Annotated in this window: 13 protein-coding genes; 10 read left to right on the top strand and 3 right to left on the bottom strand. The window is 48.1% G+C overall.

Annotation, left to right across the window (positions count from 1 at the left end; all coding sequences use genetic code 11):
• Positions 1–30: 30 nt before the first annotated feature.
• Both psaB and psaA read right to left on the bottom strand, forming a co-directional pair.
• Positions 31–2,259: a photosystem I core protein PsaB gene (psaB, locus tag QUB51_RS01735; protein WP_333057331.1), complete on the bottom strand. Its 2,229-nt coding sequence runs from the start codon at positions 2,257–2,259 to the stop codon at positions 31–33.
• 110 nt (positions 2,260–2,369) lie between these two features.
• Positions 2,370–4,664: a photosystem I core protein PsaA gene (gene psaA / locus QUB51_RS01730; protein ID WP_333057330.1), complete on the bottom strand. Its 2,295-nt coding sequence runs from the start codon at positions 4,662–4,664 to the stop codon at positions 2,370–2,372.
• Positions 4,665–5,309: 645 nt separating this feature from the next.
• Here psaA and QUB51_RS01725 point away from each other — a divergent pair.
• The 10 genes from QUB51_RS01725 to QUB51_RS01680 all read left to right on the top strand — a co-directional run bounded on the left by QUB51_RS01725 (position 5,310) and on the right by QUB51_RS01680 (position 19,118).
• Positions 5,310–6,872 carry a hypothetical protein gene (locus tag QUB51_RS01725; protein ID WP_333259955.1) on the top strand — a complete coding sequence of 521 codons (1,563 nt, stop codon included), beginning with the start codon at positions 5,310–5,312 and terminating at the stop codon, positions 6,870–6,872.
• Between the two features lie 148 nt (positions 6,873–7,020).
• Positions 7,021–7,989 (top strand): arsenosugar biosynthesis arsenite methyltransferase ArsM, encoded by a 969-nt coding sequence (arsM, locus tag QUB51_RS01720; RefSeq protein WP_333199441.1) that lies wholly within the window; start codon positions 7,021–7,023, stop codon positions 7,987–7,989.
• Positions 7,990–8,380: 391 nt separating this feature from the next.
• Positions 8,381–9,040: a hypothetical protein gene (locus tag QUB51_RS01715; protein ID WP_333211111.1), complete on the top strand. Its 660-nt coding sequence runs from the start codon at positions 8,381–8,383 to the stop codon at positions 9,038–9,040.
• 106 nt (positions 9,041–9,146) lie between these two features.
• The gene (locus QUB51_RS01710; RefSeq protein WP_333259952.1) at positions 9,147–12,284 is read left to right on the top strand and encodes an efflux RND transporter permease subunit; all 3,138 of its coding nucleotides are present in this window, start codon (positions 9,147–9,149) and stop codon (positions 12,282–12,284) included.
• A 241-nt stretch (positions 12,285–12,525) separates the two neighbouring features.
• The gene (gene rppA / locus QUB51_RS01705) at positions 12,526–13,239 is read left to right on the top strand and encodes a two-component system response regulator RppA (RefSeq protein WP_333259949.1); all 714 of its coding nucleotides are present in this window, start codon (positions 12,526–12,528) and stop codon (positions 13,237–13,239) included.
• A gap of 1 nt (position 13,240) precedes the next feature.
• Entirely contained in the window at positions 13,241–14,572 is a 1,332-nt protein-coding gene (rppB, locus tag QUB51_RS01700) for a two-component system sensor histidine kinase RppB (protein ID WP_333259946.1), read from the top strand.
• Positions 14,573–14,606: 34 nt separating this feature from the next.
• On the top strand, positions 14,607–14,762 hold the full coding sequence (locus QUB51_RS01695; RefSeq protein ID WP_333057321.1) for a hypothetical protein: 156 nt from the start codon (positions 14,607–14,609) through the stop codon (positions 14,760–14,762).
• Between the two features lie 128 nt (positions 14,763–14,890).
• Positions 14,891–16,318 (top strand): site-specific DNA-methyltransferase, encoded by a 1,428-nt coding sequence (locus tag QUB51_RS01690; protein WP_333240758.1) that lies wholly within the window; start codon positions 14,891–14,893, stop codon positions 16,316–16,318.
• Positions 16,299–17,297, top strand: a complete 999-nt coding sequence (locus QUB51_RS01685) for a type II restriction endonuclease (protein ID WP_333057319.1) — start codon at positions 16,299–16,301, stop codon at positions 17,295–17,297. Before QUB51_RS01690 ends, QUB51_RS01685 begins: the two co-directional genes overlap by 20 nt.
• Positions 17,298–17,477: 180 nt before the next feature.
• Complete coding sequence (locus QUB51_RS01680; RefSeq protein WP_333057318.1) at positions 17,478–19,118, top strand: thioredoxin-like domain-containing protein; 1,641 nt, start codon at positions 17,478–17,480, stop codon at positions 19,116–19,118.
• A 289-nt stretch (positions 19,119–19,407) separates the two neighbouring features.
• On the opposite strand, the gene QUB51_RS01675 is transcribed toward QUB51_RS01680, so the two are convergent.
• Positions 19,408–20,208 (bottom strand): circadian clock KaiB family protein, encoded by an 801-nt coding sequence (locus QUB51_RS01675; RefSeq protein WP_333057317.1) that lies wholly within the window; start codon positions 20,206–20,208, stop codon positions 19,408–19,410.
• Between the last annotated feature and the right edge of the window lie 16 nt (positions 20,209–20,224).

The raw sequence follows: 20,224 nt of genomic DNA, 5'->3' as shown, positions 1-20,224 counted from the left end.
TTTAATTACCTACAAAACCAGACTTCGGAATTATCCGAATTTCCCGGCTGTCGAGGCAATTACAAAGGCCGCGTAAGTGAGGACGTTGCCCACAGTAAAGTGAACTAAGCCAACCAAACGACCTTGGACGATCGACAAAGCAACAGGCTTGTCTTTCCAGCGAACCAAGTTAGCCAAAGGAGTGCGCTCGTGAGCCCAAACCAAAGTCTCGATCAACTCTTGCCAGTAACCTCTCCAAGAGATCAGGAACATGAAACCAGTTGCCCAAACAAGGTGTCCGAATAAGAACATCCAAGCCCAGACTGACAAGTTGTTAGTACCATACGGGTTGTAACCGTTGATCAACTGAGAAGAATACAGCCAGAGGTAATCGCGGAACCAGCCCATCAGGTAGGTAGAAGACTCATTGAACTGAGCCACATTACCTTGCCAGATGCCCAAGTGCTTCCAGTGCCAGTAGAACGTTACCCAAGCTAGGGTGTTCAACATCCAGAATACAGACAGGTACATCGCGTCCCAAGCAGAGATGTCGCAAGTACCGCCACGGCCGGGGCCGTCGCAAGGGAAAGCGTAACCGAAGTCTTTTTTGTCCGGCATCAGCTTAGAACCGCGTGCATCCAGAGCGCCCTTGACCAAGATCAAGGTGGTGGTGTGCAAGCCTAGTGCGATCGCGTGGTGAACCAAGAAATCGCCAGGTCCGATCGCCAAGAACAGAGAATTAGTACCGCTGTTAATCGCATCCAACCAGCCTGGGAGCCATACGTTGCCGTAGTTGGGCCAAGCGGTAGAAGCAATGCTGTCAGGGTTAGACAACAGCACGTCCATGCCGTAGAGAGCTTTTCCGTGAGCAGCTTGGATGAACTGTGCGAACACTGGTTCAATCAAGATTTGCTTTTCAGGAGTTCCGAAAGCAACTACAACGTCATTGTGAACGTACAAGCCGAGAGTGTGGAAGCCCAAGAACAGCGACACCCAGCTCAAGTGAGAGATAATCGCTTCTTTGTGCTGCAACACGCGATCGAGCACGTTGCCTTTGTTTGCTTCAGGATCGTAGTCCCGCACCAAGAAGATAGCTCCGTGGGCGAAAGCGCCGACCATGATAAATCCAGCAATGTACTGGTGGTGAGTGTAAAGCGCAGCCTGAGTCGTGAAGTCCTTACCTATAAAAGCGTAGGGAGGCATCGCGTACATATGCTGTGCTACCAAGGAGGTAATTACACCCAAAGCAGCGAGGTGAAATGCCAGTTGGAAGTGCAGCGAGTTGTTGTAGGTTTCATACAAGCCTTGGTGAGGCAAGTTGAACTGTCCTTCACTCTTGCCGCCGACCAAACCAGCCTTAGAATCCAACATCTCTTTGATGCTGTGACCGATACCGAAGTTAGTCCGGTACATATGACCGGCAACGATAAACAGAACTGCGATCGCCAAGTGGTGGTGAGCGATGTCTGTCAGCCACAGGGATTCTGTTTGAGGGTGGAAGCCACCCAAGAAAGTCAGAATTGCGGTTCCAGCGCCTTCGGAAGTACCGAAGACATGGTTCGCTGCATCTGGATTCTCGGCGTATACGCCCCAGTTACCACTGAAGAACGGAGCCAAACCGGCCGGGTGAGGTGGGGTAGACAAGAAGTTGTCCCAACCTACGTGCTGTCCGCGAGATTCGGGGATAGCAACGTGAACCATGTGACCAGTCCAAGCCAAAGAGCTGACACCGAACAAACCAGCCAAGTGGTGGTTGAGGCGAGATTCAGCATTTTTGAACCAAGACAAGCTGGGGCGGTACTTGGGCTGGAGGTGCAACCAACCTGCGAACAGGAAGACAGCCGCCAGTAGTAGCAAGAAGATAGCTCCTTGATACAGGTCGGCGTTTGTCCGAATCCCTTGGGTGAACCACCAATGGTAGACACCAGAGTAAGAGATATCCACCGGGTTAGAAGCGCCCCCTTGAGTGAAAGCTTCTACTGCAGGAGCGCCGAATTGCGGGTCCCAAATCGCGTGAGCGATCGGGCGGACGTTTAGAGGGTCTTTAATCCACTGTTCAAAGTTACCTTGCCATGCTACGTGGAACAGGCTGCCCGATGTCCACAAGAAAATGATTGCTAGGTGGCCGAAGTGAGAAGCAAAAATCTTTTGGTAAAGATTTTCTTCGGTCATGCCATCGTGGCTTTCAAAGTCGTGTGCTGTGGCAATCCCGTACCAGATCCGCCGTGTGGTCGGGTCTTGGGCAAGGTCTTGGCTAAATTTTGGAAATTTCGTTGCCATAAGCCTTGATTAATCCTGAATCCTGAACAAAATTGAAGGGATTCGGTTCGGAGTTTGGATTCTCGATTTGAGATTCCTCCCAAATCGAGAATCCAAAACCTAGGGGTAGTTTACCCTACCGAAATGATTCGCGCTAGGAAAAATGCCCACGTAGTGACAATTCCTCCTAGGAGGTAGTGAGCTACACCCACAGCCCGACCCTGAATAATGCTCAGAGCGCGAGGCTGAATCGACGGAGCTACCTTGAGCTTGTTGTGAGCCCAAACAATCGACTCAATCAGTTCTTGCCAGTAGCCGCGGCCGCTGAACAGGAACATCAAGCTGAAGGCGAAGACGAAGTGTCCAGCTAGGAACATCAGACCGTAGGCCGACAGTGCCGAACCGTAGGACTGAATCACCTGAGAAGCTTGCGCCCAAAGGAAGTCCCGCAGCCAGCCGTTAATCGTGATTGCACTTTGTGCGAAGTTGCCACCGGTAATGTGAGAAATTGTGCCGTCTGGCGATACTGTTCCCCACACGTCCGACTGCATTTTCCAGCTAAAGTGGAAAATCACGATCGAGATGCAGTTGTACATCCAGAACAAGCCTAGGAACACGTGATCCCAACCAGAAACTTGGCAGGTGCCGCCACGGCCGGGGCCGTCGCAAGGGAACCGGAAGCCCAAGTTGCCTTTGTCAGGAACCAAGCGAGAACTGCGTGCAAACAACACGCCTTTCAAAAGAATCAGGACTGTAACGTGAATGGTGAAAGCGTGGATGTGGTGGATCATGAAATCCGCCGTACCCAACTCGATCGGCATCATCGCTACTTTGCCGGCGACTACTACTGCACCGCCGCCAAAAGCATGGCTAACGATTTCCGTAGCATTAGGCGCTGTTGTGCCCGGAGCCAAAGCGTGGATGTTTTGCACCCACTGGGCAAATATCGGACGCAACTGAATCCCGGTATCCGAGAACAAATCTTGAGGACGACCGAAAGCGCGCATCGTGTCGTTGTGAACGTACAAACCGAAGCTGTGGAAGCCCAAGAATATACAAACCCAGTTCAGGTGGGAAATGATCGCATCTCTATGACGGATCACGCGATCCAACAAGTTGTTGACATTTCCAGCGGGATCGTAATCCCGAACCATGAAGATTGCTCCGTGAGCGGCTGCTCCAACAATCAGGAATCCGCCAATCCACATGTGGTGGGTGAACAGGGATAGCTGAGTCGGGTAGTCGGTCGCGATGTACGGATACGGAGGCATCGCGTACATATGTTGGGCGACGATGATGCTCAAAGAGCCCATCAGTGCCAAGTTAATCGACAGTTGCGCGTGCCAAGAATTAGTCAGGATTTCGTAGAGACCTTTGTGACCTTCACCAGTGAAGGGGCCTTTGTGGTTCTCTAGGATTTCTTTCATGCTGTGGCCGATGCCCCAGTTCGTCCGGTACATATGACCAGCGACGATGAATAGCACTGCCAAAGCTAAGTGGTGGTGTGCTGTATCAGTCAGCCACAAACCGCCTGTGGTGGGGTTCAGACCGCCTTTGAAGGTCAGGAAGTCTGTATATGCGCCCCAGTTGAGGGTGAAGAAGGGGGTTAAACCTTTAGCGAAACTCGGGTAGATGTCAGCCATCAAGCCCGGTGTCAAAATCCACTCGTGCGGCAGGGGGATGTCGGCAACTGTTTTGATCAGCTTACCGCCGACTGTCAGCGGTGCACCTGCATCGATCGCGTCCATGCAAGCATTGATCGGCAGAGCCACGTGAATTTGTTGTCCTGCGAAGCCCAAGCACCCGCAGCCTAACAAAACTGCCAAGTGGTGGTTCATCATCGATTCCACGTTCTGGAACCATTCCAGTTTCGGAGCGCGGACGTGATAGTGGAACCAACCGGCAAACAGCATCAAAGCTGCCATTACCAGGGCGCCGATCGCAGTGCAATATAGCTGGTATGAGTTAGTGATGCCGTTGGCGCGCCACAGTTGGAATAGACCAGAGGTGATCTGAATCCCGTGAAAGCCGCCGCCTACATCTGCATTTAAAATTTCTTGACCAAAAATCGGCCAGACCACTTGAGCGCTGGGCTTGATGGCTGTAGGATTTGTCAGCCAAGCTTCGTAATTGGAAAATTTAGCGCCGTGGAAATATGCGCCGCTCAACCATACGAAGATTACTGCCAAGTGGCCGAAGTGAGCGCTAAAGATTTTGCGCGAAACGTCTTCTAAGTCACTTGTATGACTGTCAAAGTCGTGAGCGTTAGCGTGGAGGTTCCAAATCCAAGTGGTGGTTTTTGGCCCCTTAGCTAGAGTGCGATCAAAATGACCGGGTTTTGACCACTTCTCGAAAGAAGTTGGAACCGGATTTTTATCGACTACTACCCTAGCTTTTACCTCTCGCTCTGGAGGACTAATGGTCATGAAGACTCTCCTCTCGGTAAGACAAGGAACGAGAACTGAACACTGTACCGGACACTCCCCACGCTTGATTAGGCGGGGGATTCTCGAAAAAGCCGACACTTCACTGCACTTTACTCTTTGCAGAGCTAGACGCAGGTGCATCGTCTCCCCAAGCATTTTGCTTCTGTGAAGAAGCCAGTTTCCCAGTGTCGCTAACAATGTGACTGGGTACTGCCAACTCTTCTCGCTATCTGGAGCCGCCGATCGCCTCCTTGATTCAGACTTGATACGGCTGCTCCTTTTGAGGGAGTTTTATGAATTATAAGCTTGCTAGAGGAGTATTAATCGCTTGTTAACAATACTTAAAAAAGCCTCTATTCTTGATGTAATAACGCCTTTAAATCCCACAGTCGCTCTAAAAAGTCAAGGGGTACTGCCATTAACTTTACAAAACTCAAAGATAAGGTAATTTAGGAATACTCATTTGTAGATATATGTTTGGGAAAAAGGCTACAGCAATTAAAAGTAGGAGACGATGGGTTGCCCGCTGCTGCCTCAATCCGGGTTCCTACGCGGCTTGGGAATTCCAAAGCCGGCAATTCCCCAATACTAAATTCATTTTTGGGCTATAGTTCCCTATGAGAAGGCTTCTAGGAGTATGGTTGCGTGATTGGGATCAATTGGCACAGAACGGTTGCGGGCAGGCTGCTGGCATTGTTCGCAGTAGCAGTATTAATTTTGGGTTTAGCAAGTTGTGGCGCGGGCCATCCCGAATTGCCCAAACCAGGGAACAAGAGCGGCTCAGCTACCGCCCCAGTAAACAGAATCTCAGAGGTTTCTCCCCCAGAAGCCATTCAACAACTGCGTCAGGCTCTAGAAATCTACCAGCCTCAAATTAGTATTTTGAATCCAAAACCTGACGAAGTGCTTCAGGATATAAATGTATCTGTTGAGTTCCAAGTGAAGGACTTGCCCATTTTCAAAGATGCAAACTTGGGTTTGGGCCCCCATCTGCAAGTTTTATTAGACAACCAACCTTATGCAGCAGTTTACGACATCAACCAACCTTTAACGCTTTCCGACTTAGATCCGGGAACCCATACCCTGCAGGTGTTCGCCGCCCGCCCTTGGGAAGAAAGCTTTAAAAACGAAGGTGCGGTGGCTCAAACCACCTTTCACGTTTTTACCAAAACAGACGACAATAATCCCGATCGAAAATTGCCCCTATTAACGTACAACAGCCCCCAAGGCAGCTACGGGGCAGAACCCATCCTGCTCGACTTTTACTTGACAAATGCCCCCCCGCACGAAGTGGCGCAAGAAAATTTCCAAGATGAAATACTCGATTGGAAAATTCGAGCCACAGTCAACGGCCAAAGCTTTGCGATCGACCAGTGGCAACCTATATATCTTAAAGGATTCAAACCAGGGAAAAACTGGGTACAGCTAGAATTAATTGACGAACGGGGAAATATCGTCAAAAACGCCTTTAATAATACAGTCAGACTGATAAATTTCCAACCGCTCGGCCAAGAGCCTCTTTCAAAATTAGTGCGGGGCGAACTAACAGCAGCAGAAACTCGCGGTATAGTCGATCGTACCTACCAAGCCCCCGCTCCCACACCAACCCCAACCCCCGAACCGACACCGACACCTGCATTAGAAAAAACACCAGTTGTCCAACCCTCACCCACGCTTCCAGAAACCCCTGTTACCCAACCGAACTTAGAGCCCACAGTCGCTCCCGAAGTTGCTCCCATTCAAGCAATAGAACCGACACCAACAGCAACTCCACAGTTAGAAGCGCCGAAAATTGTAGAACCAATTCCAGTAATAGAACCGACACCGACAGCAACTCCACAGTTAGAAACCCCTAAAATTTTAGAACCAGTTCAAATAATAGAACCGACCCCAACAGAATCTCCCCAAACAAAAAAACAGGAATATAAAGGATACTACAATCGGTTCCGCAACTTCCTGCATCAAGAACCCCAACCTGCTAATCATTCAGAGCCACCAGCCCTGCCAGAAATAACAGAAAAAGCTCCAGTACCAAAAGTAGTCGCTCCCGCGATACCAGAACAGTCTCCCAATCTTGTACCGCCAACGCCACCAGTTGCCGCTGAAACTGCTAGCCAGCCAACCAGCGAATTAGCCCCTCCCGAACCAACAGTTTCCGAACCCAAAAATCAGCCAAAATCCGAACAAAAAGTCGAATTTGCCACCTAACAAAAACTTTCTGGGCTTCGTGGCATGGGCGTCCCGCCCGCGATCCAGTCGAATTTGCCACCTAACAAAAACTTTCTGGGCTTCGTGGCATGGGCGTCCCGCCCGCGATCAATCTGCGGTCAAAAATCAAAAATTAGGACACTAAAAAATGACCTACCTCGAAACTGCAGCCAAATTCTACAGCGATGTTGCCGAAACACCCCAAATCGGACTTTGCTGCGTCCAAAGCAGCCCCTTGCAATTGCCAGGATTAAAAATTCCCCAACAAATGCAAGAAATGAATTACGGCTGCGGCACAACCGTTCACGCCGCCGAACTCGTCGGCAATCCCTTCGTGCTTTATGTAGGTGTAGGCGGCGGCTTGGAAGCACTACAATTTGCATATTTTTCTAGACACAAAGGAGCGGTTATTGCTGTCGATCCGGTTCCAGCAATGCGAGAGGCGGCTGCACGAAACTTGCAAATAGCCGCCCACGAAAATGATTGGTTTGATCCGAGTTTTGTAGAAATTTGTGAAGGCGATGCTTTTGCGTTGCCGGTGCCGGATGCTTCTGTAGATGTTGTTGCCCAAAACTGCTTGTTTAATATTTTTGAACCGGCGGATTTAGCTAAGGCATTAAAAGAAACCTATCGGGTGTTAAAACCGGGCGGCAGATTGTTGATGAGCGATCCGATCGCAACTCGGCCCATTCCGCAGCATTTGAAGGAAGACCAACGCTTGCGGGCCTTGTGTTTGTCCGGCGCTTTGACATACGCAGAATACGTTCAACACCTTGTAGACGTTGGTTTTGGGCAAGTCGAAGTGCGGGCGCGCCGTCCTTACCGATTGCTGGATAAACACAATTATCAATTGGATGCAGATTTGCTGTTAGAAAGCCTAGATTCGGTGTCTTTCAAAGTGGATGTACCGGATGACGGAGCTTGCATTTTCACTGGCAAGACGGCGATTTATACGGGGTCTGAAGAGCTGTTTGATGACGGGGCGGGTCACGTTTTGCAGCGGGGAGTTCCGGCGGCTGTCTGCGATAAAACTGCTGGAAAGTTGGGGGGATTAATGCCGGATAAGGTGTTGATTACTGATTCGACTTGGCATTATAACGGCGGCGGTTGTTGTTAGATTTATTTCGCAATAATGTGGCTGTAATCTTTGGGGAATAGAGCGTTTCTCAAAGAAGTGAGGTGTGGGCGCTTCCTATGCCCTCTTTGCACCTCATGTTAGTGAGCAATGGTATAAGCTGTCGCGCATTTGAATTGTATATTCAGGGCGGGCGGGACGCCCAACCATACTCCCCACAAGACTTTGATTTTTTTTGACATACAATTTAAAGGCCGCAACAGCTTAGAGGTCTCTAATTTTAGACTTCGCCTCAAATTTTCATCAAATTTTTATTTCCCCCTGACATCCTAGCGGGAGAAGGTTCACAACTCTGAAGTAAGGAATAGATTGCTCTTGAGAGGAGTGGCTGTCTTCATCACCCCCGTTCGCTAAATGTGAGGAGGAAATTTCCATGCTATCGAAATCTTTAAATTCAAGTTCATTATCGATCGTCCGTTACGGGTCTAGTTTTGTTTTGGGATTAGTTTTGTGCACGGCTTCGGCCCCGGTGCTGGCGCACGTTGGGCATGACAACGAGTTTGCAGGTGGCGATGCGGCGAAGATTATGCAGCCGATCGAAGTTGATGCCAGTAAAGCAACCGCATTGGGAATTAAGACAGAGGCAATTGCCCCTACAACCGATGGAGGTATTGTCAAAGTTCCCAGCACCAGCTTAGTTGATGCCAATGGGCAAAAGCTCGTCTACATCCAGGAAGGAACAACCTACAAACCAATCTCAGTTCAGATTGGTAGCGACTCTGGAGATGTGGTGGAAATTAAAGAAGGCAATTTAGTTCCGGGAAATCAGATTGTGATGCAGGGAGCAACACTCTTGTACTCCGAGGCATTGCGAGGTAAACCGCAGGCAGAAACGCAAGCATCACCCGCTACATCGCCAGCAGAAACGCAGGCATCACCCGCTACATCGCCAGCAGAAACGCAAGCATCGGCCGCTACATTGCCAGCAGAAACGCAGCCTGCTCAAGGATCGTCACCCTTGATGTGGGTAGCAGGCGCAGGAGTTTTACTGGTGGGTGGATTCGCCGTCTTTGGGTTAAAAGGCAAGGACTAATAGACATTCAAAAACCAAGATTTTTGGTAACAGTCGATCGCGACGGAGTAAATCTCTTTACTCCGTCTCCTAAAAGCTTGCCTAATGCTATCCAAATTTCATTTTTATGTTAAACGTCATCCCCAAATGGTCTATTGCTCAACGATGGTTAGTGGTGTTGGGGGCGGTCGCCCTAACCATCTGGAGTACACATACTGTAAGTCGAATGCCCCTCGATGTCTTGCCCAACTTTGCGCCCCCTCAAGTAGAAGTACAGACCGAAGCCCCCGGTCTTGCGCCAGAAGCGGTGGAATCGTTGGTGACGTTACCGCTAGAAAGTGCAGTCAACGGGACACCTGGAGTTGAAGTCGTCCGCACCTCCTCAGCCGTAGGAATTTCGGTATTGCGCGTGGTGTTTAAGTGGGGAACTGACCCCTATCAAGCTCGTCAACTCGTCGCAGAGCGATTGCAGGACGCACAAGACAGACTACCGGAAGGGGTTGGTACACCGCAGATATCGCCCTTAGCTCCCCCCATCGGGACGGTGATTCAATATGCGTTCACGTCTGACACTACATCGATCATGGAAGTGCGACGTTTGGTGGATGGCAAAGTCAACAATCGCTTGTTGGCAGTTCCAGGCGTATCGCAAGTGCTGGTTTACGGCGGAGATTTGCAGCAGTTTCAGGTGATTGCGAATCCTGAAAAACTCCAAGCGTTGAAGGTTTCCCTTCAGGAAGTCGTCAAGGCGGCAAACGAGGCAAATGCCAAAACCGCCGGTGGATTGTTGATTGACCCCGATCGCGAATTGGTGATTCGGGGACAGGGACAAATCCAGACGATCGAAGATTTGCAAAAAGCTGTGGTCAAGGTGCAGGAGGGAAAACCCATTCTACTGCGGGATGTGGCAGAGGTGAAGATTGGGGCTGCACGACCGCGAGGCGATGCCAGTTGGAATACTAAACGGGCTGTGGTGGTGATGGTCAACAAGCAACCTTTGGTGGATAGTCCCACCGTCACGCAAGCCATCATCGAGGCGATGGAGGAAATTAAACCAGGTTTACCCAAGGATGTGAAGGCAAACGTCACTTTCCGGCAAGATGCCTACATTGATGCCTCAGTTGGTAATGTGCGATCGGCTTTGATCGAAGGCAGTTTGATTGTCGCAGCCATTCTGATTCCCTTTCTGATGAACTGGCGCACCCTTACCATATGTTTGCTGGATTTCTTTCTCACGCTACTGTTCTCGCTGTTAGTGTGTTCCTGGATCGGGCTGGAACTCAACACCATGACTCTCGGCGGATTGGTAGTGGCGATCGGGACAGCAGTGGATGATGCGATCGTCTACTGCGAAAATACCGATCGCCGCTTACGGGAAAATCGCCTCTCGCCCAATCCCCAGCCACCACTGGAGATTATTTTTGAGGGTTCTCAGGAAGTGCGCGAGTCGCTGATTGGGGCGACGTTAATTGGCATTATTGTCTTTTCACCGATTTTCACACTCTCTGGGGTAGAGGGGCGGATCTTCACCCCAATGGGCATTGCCTATCTGGTGGTGGTAATCATCTCCAGCCTGGAATCCCTAGTAATCTCCCCTGCATTGTGTGCCATTCTGCTGCCCCACAGCCGGATGCAGACGACAGAACCCTTCCTAGCCCGGTGGTCTAAACAACTATACGATCCGTTGCTGCGAATGGCGATGCGTCGCTCTAGCTTAATTTTAGGAATGGCAACAGCCTCAATGGTAGCGGCCATGCTGATTGTGCCGACGTTAGGACGGGATTTTCTGCCAACATTCCAGGAACGATCGCTGATGAATGCGATCGCCCTTTATCCGGGTTCCTCACTCGAAGCAACCAATCGCGTTGGCTTAGCGATTCAAAATGCCCTTAAGGATGACCCCCGATTTGAATCAGTACAACTGCGATCGGGGCGTGCTCCGGGCGACCCGGATGCGGCATCGGTGAACTTGGCACACTTAGACGTGGAACTGAGTGAAGCTGCGATGCAAAACCGTCCTGCCTCGATTGAAGCCTTGCGGGAGGCATTGGGTCAGTTTCCGGGAGTTGCCACCAATGTCGGTGGATTTATCAGTCACAGAATGGATGAAGTGTTGTCGGGGGTCAGGAGTGCGATCGCCATTAAAGTATTCGGCAACGATTTACAAGAACTACGCCGCATAGGAGAACAAATCGAAACGACAATGAAAGACGTGAAGGGATTGGTAGACCTTCAGCTTGAGCCCCAAATACCGATCCGTCAAGTACAAATTCAATTTAACCGAGATGCAGCCGCTCGCTACGGATTGACGATCGCCCAATTGTCCGATTTCACGGAAACAGCCCTGAATGGTCGCGTGGTTGCTCAAGTGCCCGATGGTCAACAGTTGGTCGATGTGTTGGTTTGGGTCAACGAATCAGCCCGTCGCAATCTCAACACGATTCGCAACCTTCAAATTAATGCCCCAACAGGTCAAATTATCCCGCTTTCGCAAGTGGCAAAGGTTGAGTTTGGCAATGGGCCCAATACGATTAACCGGGAAAACGTCTCGCGTTTAATTGTAGTGTCAGCCAACGTACAGGGACGCGATGTTGCGTCGGTCGTCGGTGACATTCGTGCCAAGGTAAAGCAATCAGTGCAACTGCCCCAAGGCTACTATATTCAGTACGGCGGACAGTATGAGTCAGAACAACGCGCTGCTCAAAACTTCCTAATTTTCGGAATATTAGCAGTGCTAGCGATCGCCGTATTGATGTACTTCACGGTGAAATCCGTTCCTGCCATGCTGATGGTGATGATCAACTTACCATTGGCACTGGTAGGGGGTGTTATATCAGTCCTGCTGACGGGCGGCGTTATCTCAGTTCCGTCAATGGTGGGCTTTGTGACGCTGTTTGGCGTAGCGACGCGCAATGGATTGCTGCTCGTAGACAACTACAACACCAAACTGGCACAAGGAATGCCGCTTCCCAAAGTCATTGTCGAAGGCTCGATGGAACGGTTGCTGGCGATTCTGATGACAGCACTCACCTCGGCATTGGGGATGATTCCCCTGGTTTTAAGCGGTGGGGCTGGTAAGGAATTGTTGCAGCCTTTGGCGATCGTTGTCCTAGGCGGACTCTTTACCTCAACTGCTCTCACCCTACTGGTTCTACCTGCATTGTATGCTCGATTTGGGAAGTATCTGATGCCGAAACGGGTGATGAAAGTGCCCGATCTGAGAAACTATGGCATTGAGCAGACAGCAACGAAAGAAGTAGGCTAATAACAATTAACAATTAACAGTTAACAGTTAACTGTTAACTGTTAACTGTTTAAACAATACCGATGCAACCGGAAACAATATGATATCAAATCCGGTAACATCGTCCTGTATTCATCTCTCTATTCTCTCTGTGTTCTCTGCGCTCTCTGCGGTTAAATCATTCCGATCCAAAATGTTGGATAAATTTCGAGAATTCGTATATGTTTGTTAGTAAAAAAGTATCGGACTAGGTAGCGATAAAATGAGAATTCTGCTGGCGGAAGACGAACCCGATTTGGGTGCGATCGTGCAACGCACCTTGAGCCGAGAAAAGTACCTGGTGGATTGGGTGCAAGATGGCACAACTGCTTGGAACTATCTGGAAGACCAATGGATCGAGTACACAGTTGCCATTTTTGACTGGTTGCTACCGGAAATCTCTGGCGTCGAACTATGCCAACGCTTGCGCCAGCAGAATAATCCTTTACCCGTTTTGATGTTGACGGCAAAAGATCGAACAGAGGATATGGTGGCAGGGCTAGATGCGGGTGCTGATGACTATCTGATGAAACCGTTCATTAAAGCAGAATTGTTAGCCCGGTTGCGAGCTCTCCAGCGACGGGGACGGAGTTTGTCGCCAGAACAGTCGCCATATTTCAATCCTGCCCAGCTTGAGGTGGGGCGATTGCTGCTTGACTATACTAAATCAATTATCTGCACTACGAATGACAGAGGACAGCAAACGGTGATTCCTCTGACGGCTAATGAGTTTCGGTTACTGGAATATTTCATGCAGCATCCGAATCAAATCCTCTCGCGCGATCGACTTTTGACTCGGCTGTGGGATGTGGATACTGACCCGATGAGCAATGTAGTTGCTGCTAGAATTCGTCTGTTGCGCCGCAAGCTGGCAGATTATGACTGTGACGGAATGATTGAAACGGTTCATGGATTCGGGTATCGCTTGAACAAGTAATATGCACTCCAACAAACTATTTAACCGCACCCGCTGGCAACTTGCAGGTTGGTACGCGATCGTCATTGGGTTGTTGTTAGGTATCTGCGGTGTTGCAGTCTATCAGGTTGTGTTTCACACGCAGCGATACATTCTCCAGCAAAAACTACAGTCCTTAGCCGGAACGCTGCATGACACTATCGAACCACAATTACAACAACCGGGACAGCTTTCATCCAGCTTGAAAACTATTTTGCCTGGTTTATGTCTGTGGAATGAAAACTGTTACTCTTCAGGCAATAACGGGGCGCGACATACTGCTAGGGTGTTTCAGCAGGAGGGATATTATCTCCGCTTTTTAGACCAATCTGGGGAAATATTAGCAAAGGTTGGAGAGCAGCCGGATGTATTAGAAAACTTTGCACCAAAAGAGTTTTGGCAAATTCTGCATCTTTCTAATGGCGATCGATTTTATCAAATTTCTGTATTGCTGCGAACAAACGACGGTTTGTTTTGGGGTTATTTGCAAATTGGCCGATCGCTCAAAGAATGGGATGCTTATCTGAGCACTTTGCGATTGTTGCTCTTTTTAGGCTTACCCTTGGTCATGCTGCTCGTGGGAGGAGCTAGTTGGTGGTTATCTGGATTAGCGATGCGACCAATTTATCAGTCCTATCTCCAGATGCAACAATTCACCTCCGATGCCGCTCATGAATTGCGAACGCCTCTGGCTGTCATTCAGGCTACTGTTGAGGATACTCGTCTGGCTGAAGATTTACCGGAGGTTAGTCAAAACCTCGATATTATCGAACGACAAAACATCCGCCTTTCTAGGTTAGTGAAAGATTTATTGTTTATTTGTAGACTTGAGCAACAACAGATTCCGACTCAATTGCAGCATTGCTGTTTCAATTATCTGATTGGCGATTTAGTAGAAGAACTTGCAGGTTTAGCCATGGTGGCTGAGGTGGAATTGAAGTTAGAAATTCGTGCTTCGCGAGCCGTTGTAATTCTTGGGGATGAAGCCCAACTTTACGGGATGGTGACAAACTTAATTACCAATGCGATTAACTACACTCCCCCAGGAGGGCTAATCCTTGCCATCCTCGATTGCACCGACAAGGAAGCCATAATTCAAGTTCAAGATACAGGTGTTGGTATCAACCCAGCCGAGCAAACGCGGATTTTCGATCGTTTCTACCGAGTGCAGAGCGATCGTTCTAGAGCCACGGGTGGTGCTGGATTAGGCCTATCGATTGCAAGTGCGATCGCAGTGGCTCATCAAGGCAGCATTCAAGTCCAGAGTGAGTTAGGAAAAGGCAGTACATTTACAATCCGTCTACCACTCAAATGAGAACAATATTACTGCGATCGCGTCAAGATTGCCTTTGCAAGGGGAACTGCCGAATATCAAGCTGTGGGTTAACTCGATCGCAAGTGCGATCGAGCAGAATAAAATTAACGGTGTATTGGTGATGCTGGAAAATAACAGCCGGGAAAACCAAGGAGAAAATTGGGGTTCAGCCAGAGGGGATAATTTCTGAAGCGGTTAATTCTCTGGTTCGTCAGAGAGAATTTACAAGGGTAGCGACCTCTGCCCGTTCTTTGATTGGAGATACTGGTATACTACGATCGACAGTTAGTTATTTAATAATTTGTAGTCATGGTAAATATGTCAAGCATCTCCAACATCGCCTCTGAAGTGGAAAGTGACTTTCTGGGAGAGATTGATAACCTTGACAGGCAATTACACGATCGCTTTCAAGACAAGTTTGTAGTCCAGCCCTCGCTTACCCGACTTTTGGTTAGTTTTCAGGCTAACAAAACTAGACCCATTTATAGGTGGTACAAGTATAAGGAAGCTTTCTCCGCTTCTTTGGTAGAGTTCTTATTCCAACAATATCAAGTCATTCAAGGCAAGATTTTAGATCCTTTTACAGGTAGTGGAACTGCTTTATTTGCTGCTAGCGACTTGGGAATAGATGGTGAGGGCATTGAATTATTACCTATTGGTCAACATATAATTAATACCAAAATTATTTTAGACACTGCCTTCACTATTGATGATTTTCAGCGGCTAAAGACATGGTTTAATTTGCAAACATGGAAAAAATTTGAAACCCCTGTCACTCTGCCAGAATTGAGAATTACTAAAGGGGCTTACTCCGAAGAAACTAAAATAGAAATTGAGCAATATCTTGGAGCTTGTTATCAAGAAAATACCAAGGTTCAATCAGTTTTAGTCTTGACTTTACTGTGTGTTTTAGAATCCGTAAGCTATACACGCAAAGATGGACAGTATCTTCGTTGGGATTACCGTTCGGGTCATGGCACGTCAAAGAAGTCCTTCAATAAAGGTGAGGTTCTGGAGTTCAGTCAAGCTATTACCAAAAAATTTAATGAACTTGTTAACGACTTAGAACCTCCTACACAACAACTTGAACTTTTTCAAACTCAGAATAATCAACAAGGCAAAATTAATTTGCATCAAGGTTCTTGTCTGAAGATAATGCCCGATTTGCCGGACTCTACCTACGATGCAATCATCACATCTCCACCCTACTGCAATCGATATGACTATACTCGCACCTATGCACTAGAGCTGGCTTTACTAGGAATTTCTGAAAAGGAATTAATTAATCTGCGTCAGGAAATGCTAAGTTGTACGGTTGAGAATCACCCCAAAGATTTATTGGCTATCAATCCGGCTTGGGAAGTAGCTTTAAGTATTGCTAATTCGCAAACTCTCTTGCAGGCTATCTTAAGATATTTGGACAGCCAAAAGTCACAGGGTATATTGAACAACAATGGTATACCAAGAATGGTAAGAGGATATTTCTATGAAATGGCTTGCGTAATACAAGAAAGCTTTCGTATCCTTAAACCAGGGGCATTTTTGTTTATGGTTAATGACAATGTGCGCTACGCAGGTATAAGTATTTCAGTGGACCTGATTCTTTCTGATTTCGCTGAAAAACTCGGCTTTATTACGGAAAATATTCTCGTTTTACCAGGTGATAAGGGGAATAGTAGTCAACAGATGGGAAACTATGGACGCGCTCCTTTGAGGAAGTGCGTTTATGTATGGAAAAAACAATAACTGGATACCTATGTGTGCTTATCGTAACCACCTTCAATCCAGTGACGATCTTGTCACAACCTATGAAGACACTCGTGCTGGTTTTGTGGCACTGGCCCTTGAAAAAAATCGACGCGCTACCCCTTATGTCGCCCAAGCAAGAGCACTTCAAGAAGCTGCGGGTCAAGCTGAGAGTCCTGCTGATTTGTTAAATGTTAAGGGCATTGAAATGGGATTGTTGACTGCCGCAGGATTATCTGACAAGTCTCTTGCTCATTTGATGCCAAAGGATAAAAGTGAAGCTATCAATGGTCTAATCAGGAATTTTCTTGAGCCAGCAGGCACAAATTTTGTGGAGGAATTGGTGTTTAGATTTCTACTGACTCGTGGTGACACGCTTGGTGGCTCAATGCGTAATGTTGGCGGAGTATTGGCACAAAGAAAACTAACTCGTGCTATCCTCTCGACTCTCACAATTGCTAGTAAGAGATATTATTGGCAAGACTCAAAGACAAAAAAGTGGATAGCCATGACAAATGATGACACAGAAATTGAGTTGTCTTTACGTGGGATAAGTTGGGAGAGCGAGTTAGGTAATCGCACATTGATTTATAACCTAACTGTTCCACTCGTCAAGAGCAATGTGGATTTGTGTTTATTTAATCTTGCCCCGACGGAGTTGGTAGCTAATAAATCCAGCGCAATTGAGCCATCTATCGTGGCACCCTATGTTATTGCATTGGGCGAACTTAAAGGTGGAATCGATCCTGCCGGTGCAGATGAGCATTGGAAAACGGCACAAGCGGCCCTAAATCGCATACGCGAAGCATTTTCCACAGTTGGACACTCACCTCTGACTTTCTTTGTGGGCTCGGCAGTTGCAAGAAGGATGGCGGGTGAAATCTGGCATCAACTGGAAAACGGGACTCTCAGTAATGCTGCAAATCTGAATCAGGAGAATCAACTTGCATCTATTTCTCGTTGGTTATGTAATTTATAAAAGCAACAACCGTTTTGACTGCGTGTCGGTTTTACCATCCTCCCTCGCCCCCCTCTGGTGGCACAGCCATCTTGGCTGTCTCCAAAAGCCCTCGTTTAATCAGCTTTCTTCCCATCCTGCCAAACTTCCCGCTAAATTAAAGAAGTAAAAAAATCATTCACATCCTACCCAGGAGATGCCATGCCCCGCGTCAGAGCACCAGAATTCCCCGGAAACTACCCCTGGCTGAACACCGAAAAACCTTTATCCATTGAATCCTTAAAAGGGCGCGTCGTCCTCCTTGACTTCTGGACGTACTGCTGCATCAACTGCTTGCACGTCCTCCCCGACTTAAAATACCTCGAACAAAAATATAAAGATTCCCTCACGGTTATCGGCGTTCACTCGGCTAAATTTGAAAACGAAAAAGAAGTAGAAAACATCCGCCAAGCTATCCTCCGCTACGATATCGAACATCCCGTAATCGTTGACAGCGGCATGAAAGTTTGGCAAAGCTACGCGGTTCGCGCTTGGCCGACTTTAATGGTGATCGATCCTGAAAGTTATGTCGTTGGCTTTGTTTCCGGCGAAGGCAATAGAGAAGCACTTGACGAGTTAGTTAGCAAGTTAATTGCTGAATACAAAGATAAAAATGCACTCAAGTTTAAACAACTCAGTTTTACCTTAGAAAAACAGCGCAAACCTGTCTCAACACCGCTGGCTTTTCCGGGTAAAGTGCTGGCATTTGCGATCGCTGCAACGGAGGCAAAACAGCTTCACCAACAGGGCGCGCTTTTGGGCGAAATGAGTCAGGAAAATGAATCTGTAGATGAAACTGTATTGCCGGGGCCGGCTAATTCAGTCATACAAAACTTAGTGGGTTCTTGCTTATTTATTGCCGATTCCGGCCACAATAGGATTGTTGTCAGCACCCTCGAAGGTGAGGTGCTGCACGTTATCGGTAGCGGTAAACCGGGTTTAACTGATGGGGAGTTTGAAGAGGCTGAGTTTTTTGCACCTCAAGGTATGGCTTTTGATGCAGAAAGTCAGATTCTATATGTTGCTGATACGGAAAATCATGCTGTCAGAAAGATTGATTTTACGACTCAACGGGTGGAAACTGTTGCTGGTACGGGCGAACAAAGTCACGAAATTTCACCCCGCAGCGGCAAGGGTTTAGAAACGCAATTGAATTCGCCTTGGGATTTAGAAAGAGTTGGAAATAGACTTTTTATTGCAATGGCGGGTTCCCACCAAATTTGGGAAATGCAGTTAGATACTGGCACGATCGCCACTTATGCGGGTATTGGCCGAGAATCCTGTGTAGACGGGAATCTTGCAGAATCTGCTTTTTCTCAGCCCAGTGGCCTGTCTACGGATCGATCGGAGTTGTTTGTTGCTGACAGCGAAATTAGTTCGATTCGCGCTGTGGGTATTGATGAAGACCCGAAGGTGCGTACAGTCTGCGGTAGCGGTGAATTGTTTGGTTTTGGGGATAAAGATGGTCGCGCTGAGGAGGTAAGGTTGCAGCACTGTTTGGGTGTTGAATACGCTCAAAATTACCTCTGGGTGGCTGATACTTACAATCACAAAATTAAGCGGATCGACCACCGGGGCGGTACGTGCAGAACAATGATTGGAGATGGTAAAGCAGGTTTGGTTGATGCTAAAGGTCTCAAGGCTCGATTTTTTGAACCTTCAGGGTTGAGTGCGATCGGGCCTCATTTGTTTGTTGCTGATACGAACAATCATGTAATTCGGAGAGTTGAGTTGGATACGCTGGAAGTCACAACTTTGGATTTCCCCAGTTTGTGCGCCCCGGATGTTTGTCTTCCTGATTAAGTCGATCGACCTTTTTTACTTCAGGCAGGGTTCTCAATTCTCGTGATTGCCAGATTGATTGTGTTAAAGTAGGGTGCTATTCGGCGCACCTTACCACAATTTTCAAGCCAAGTAAGTTAACCTAGCACGCAGAAACCGGTTTTTTTACCGAATCTGCGGCCTACAACAGGTCTTTTCGTAAAAAAACCCGGTTTCTAAACAATCGTGCATAAGTCTTATGTGGTTAATTCAATGGTGAGTTAACCCGCGATCGCCCGTATTAAATAATCGCAAAAATCCTCGCCCCAATCTAAAATTCCGAATAGCTCAGCAGCCGCACTATTTTTTCATTATCGTTCAATTCGCCGACAATCCGTCGCACGGGTTTCGGCCAGATTTTAATCAAAGTAGGAGTTGCTGAAATCTGATCTGCCTCAGCTTGGTCTGGATGTTTCAAAACATCAATTACTTTTAAAGTGTAGGGACGATCGAGGCATTTCTCTAAGAACTGGTGTAAAGTTTCGAGAGTGCGTTCGGTGCTGGGGTTGCTGCCGGAAACAAACAGACGCAAAACGTACCCTTGAGTTTGTGGCGGTGGGGTGAGTGCTGTTGGTTTGGGAAGCCGAGTCTGCTGCGATTGCGGAAAGCCCAAGGGAGTTACTATGGAATTGCTCCAGTCCGATCGAGCTTCGGGGCTGGCATACTGTACAACTAAGTCGTGATTTTCCCAAAGTTCGGGGAATTGTTCGTGATAAGTAGCGATTGCCATCGGTTCGCACATTTCTTCGCTGCGGGGATGCCACACTAAGTCGCCAGTCCCAAAAATGGCGTTCAGCAGCGTTTGATGTCGCAGCACGGGGGGGTAAGCCTCGGCAGCAACCCGCACCTGCCGATCGCCTGGATCGAGCCAGCAGTCAATGGTTGCCGTGTAGCAAGGTATCAGAAAATGCGGCGGTTCCGACAAACCGAGGATCTCCTGTAGAGCTACGCACAACTGCAAATGCCACCGAGTTTGCTTGTGGGGGTCTATGCAATAGATTAAGTCTCCCCCTGGTGTAAACAGCGCAATGCCTTTGAAAAATTCTGGCAAAATAGGGCGATCGACTTTCAATTCAGTACACCAATAA

The organism is Microcoleus sp. AT8-A3 (assembly GCF_036705675.1).
Classification (GTDB): Bacteria; Cyanobacteriota; Cyanobacteriia; order Cyanobacteriales; family Microcoleaceae; genus Microcoleus.
Note: the sequence above shows the minus strand (reverse complement) of the source record. Positions and strands in the feature narration are given on the sequence as shown.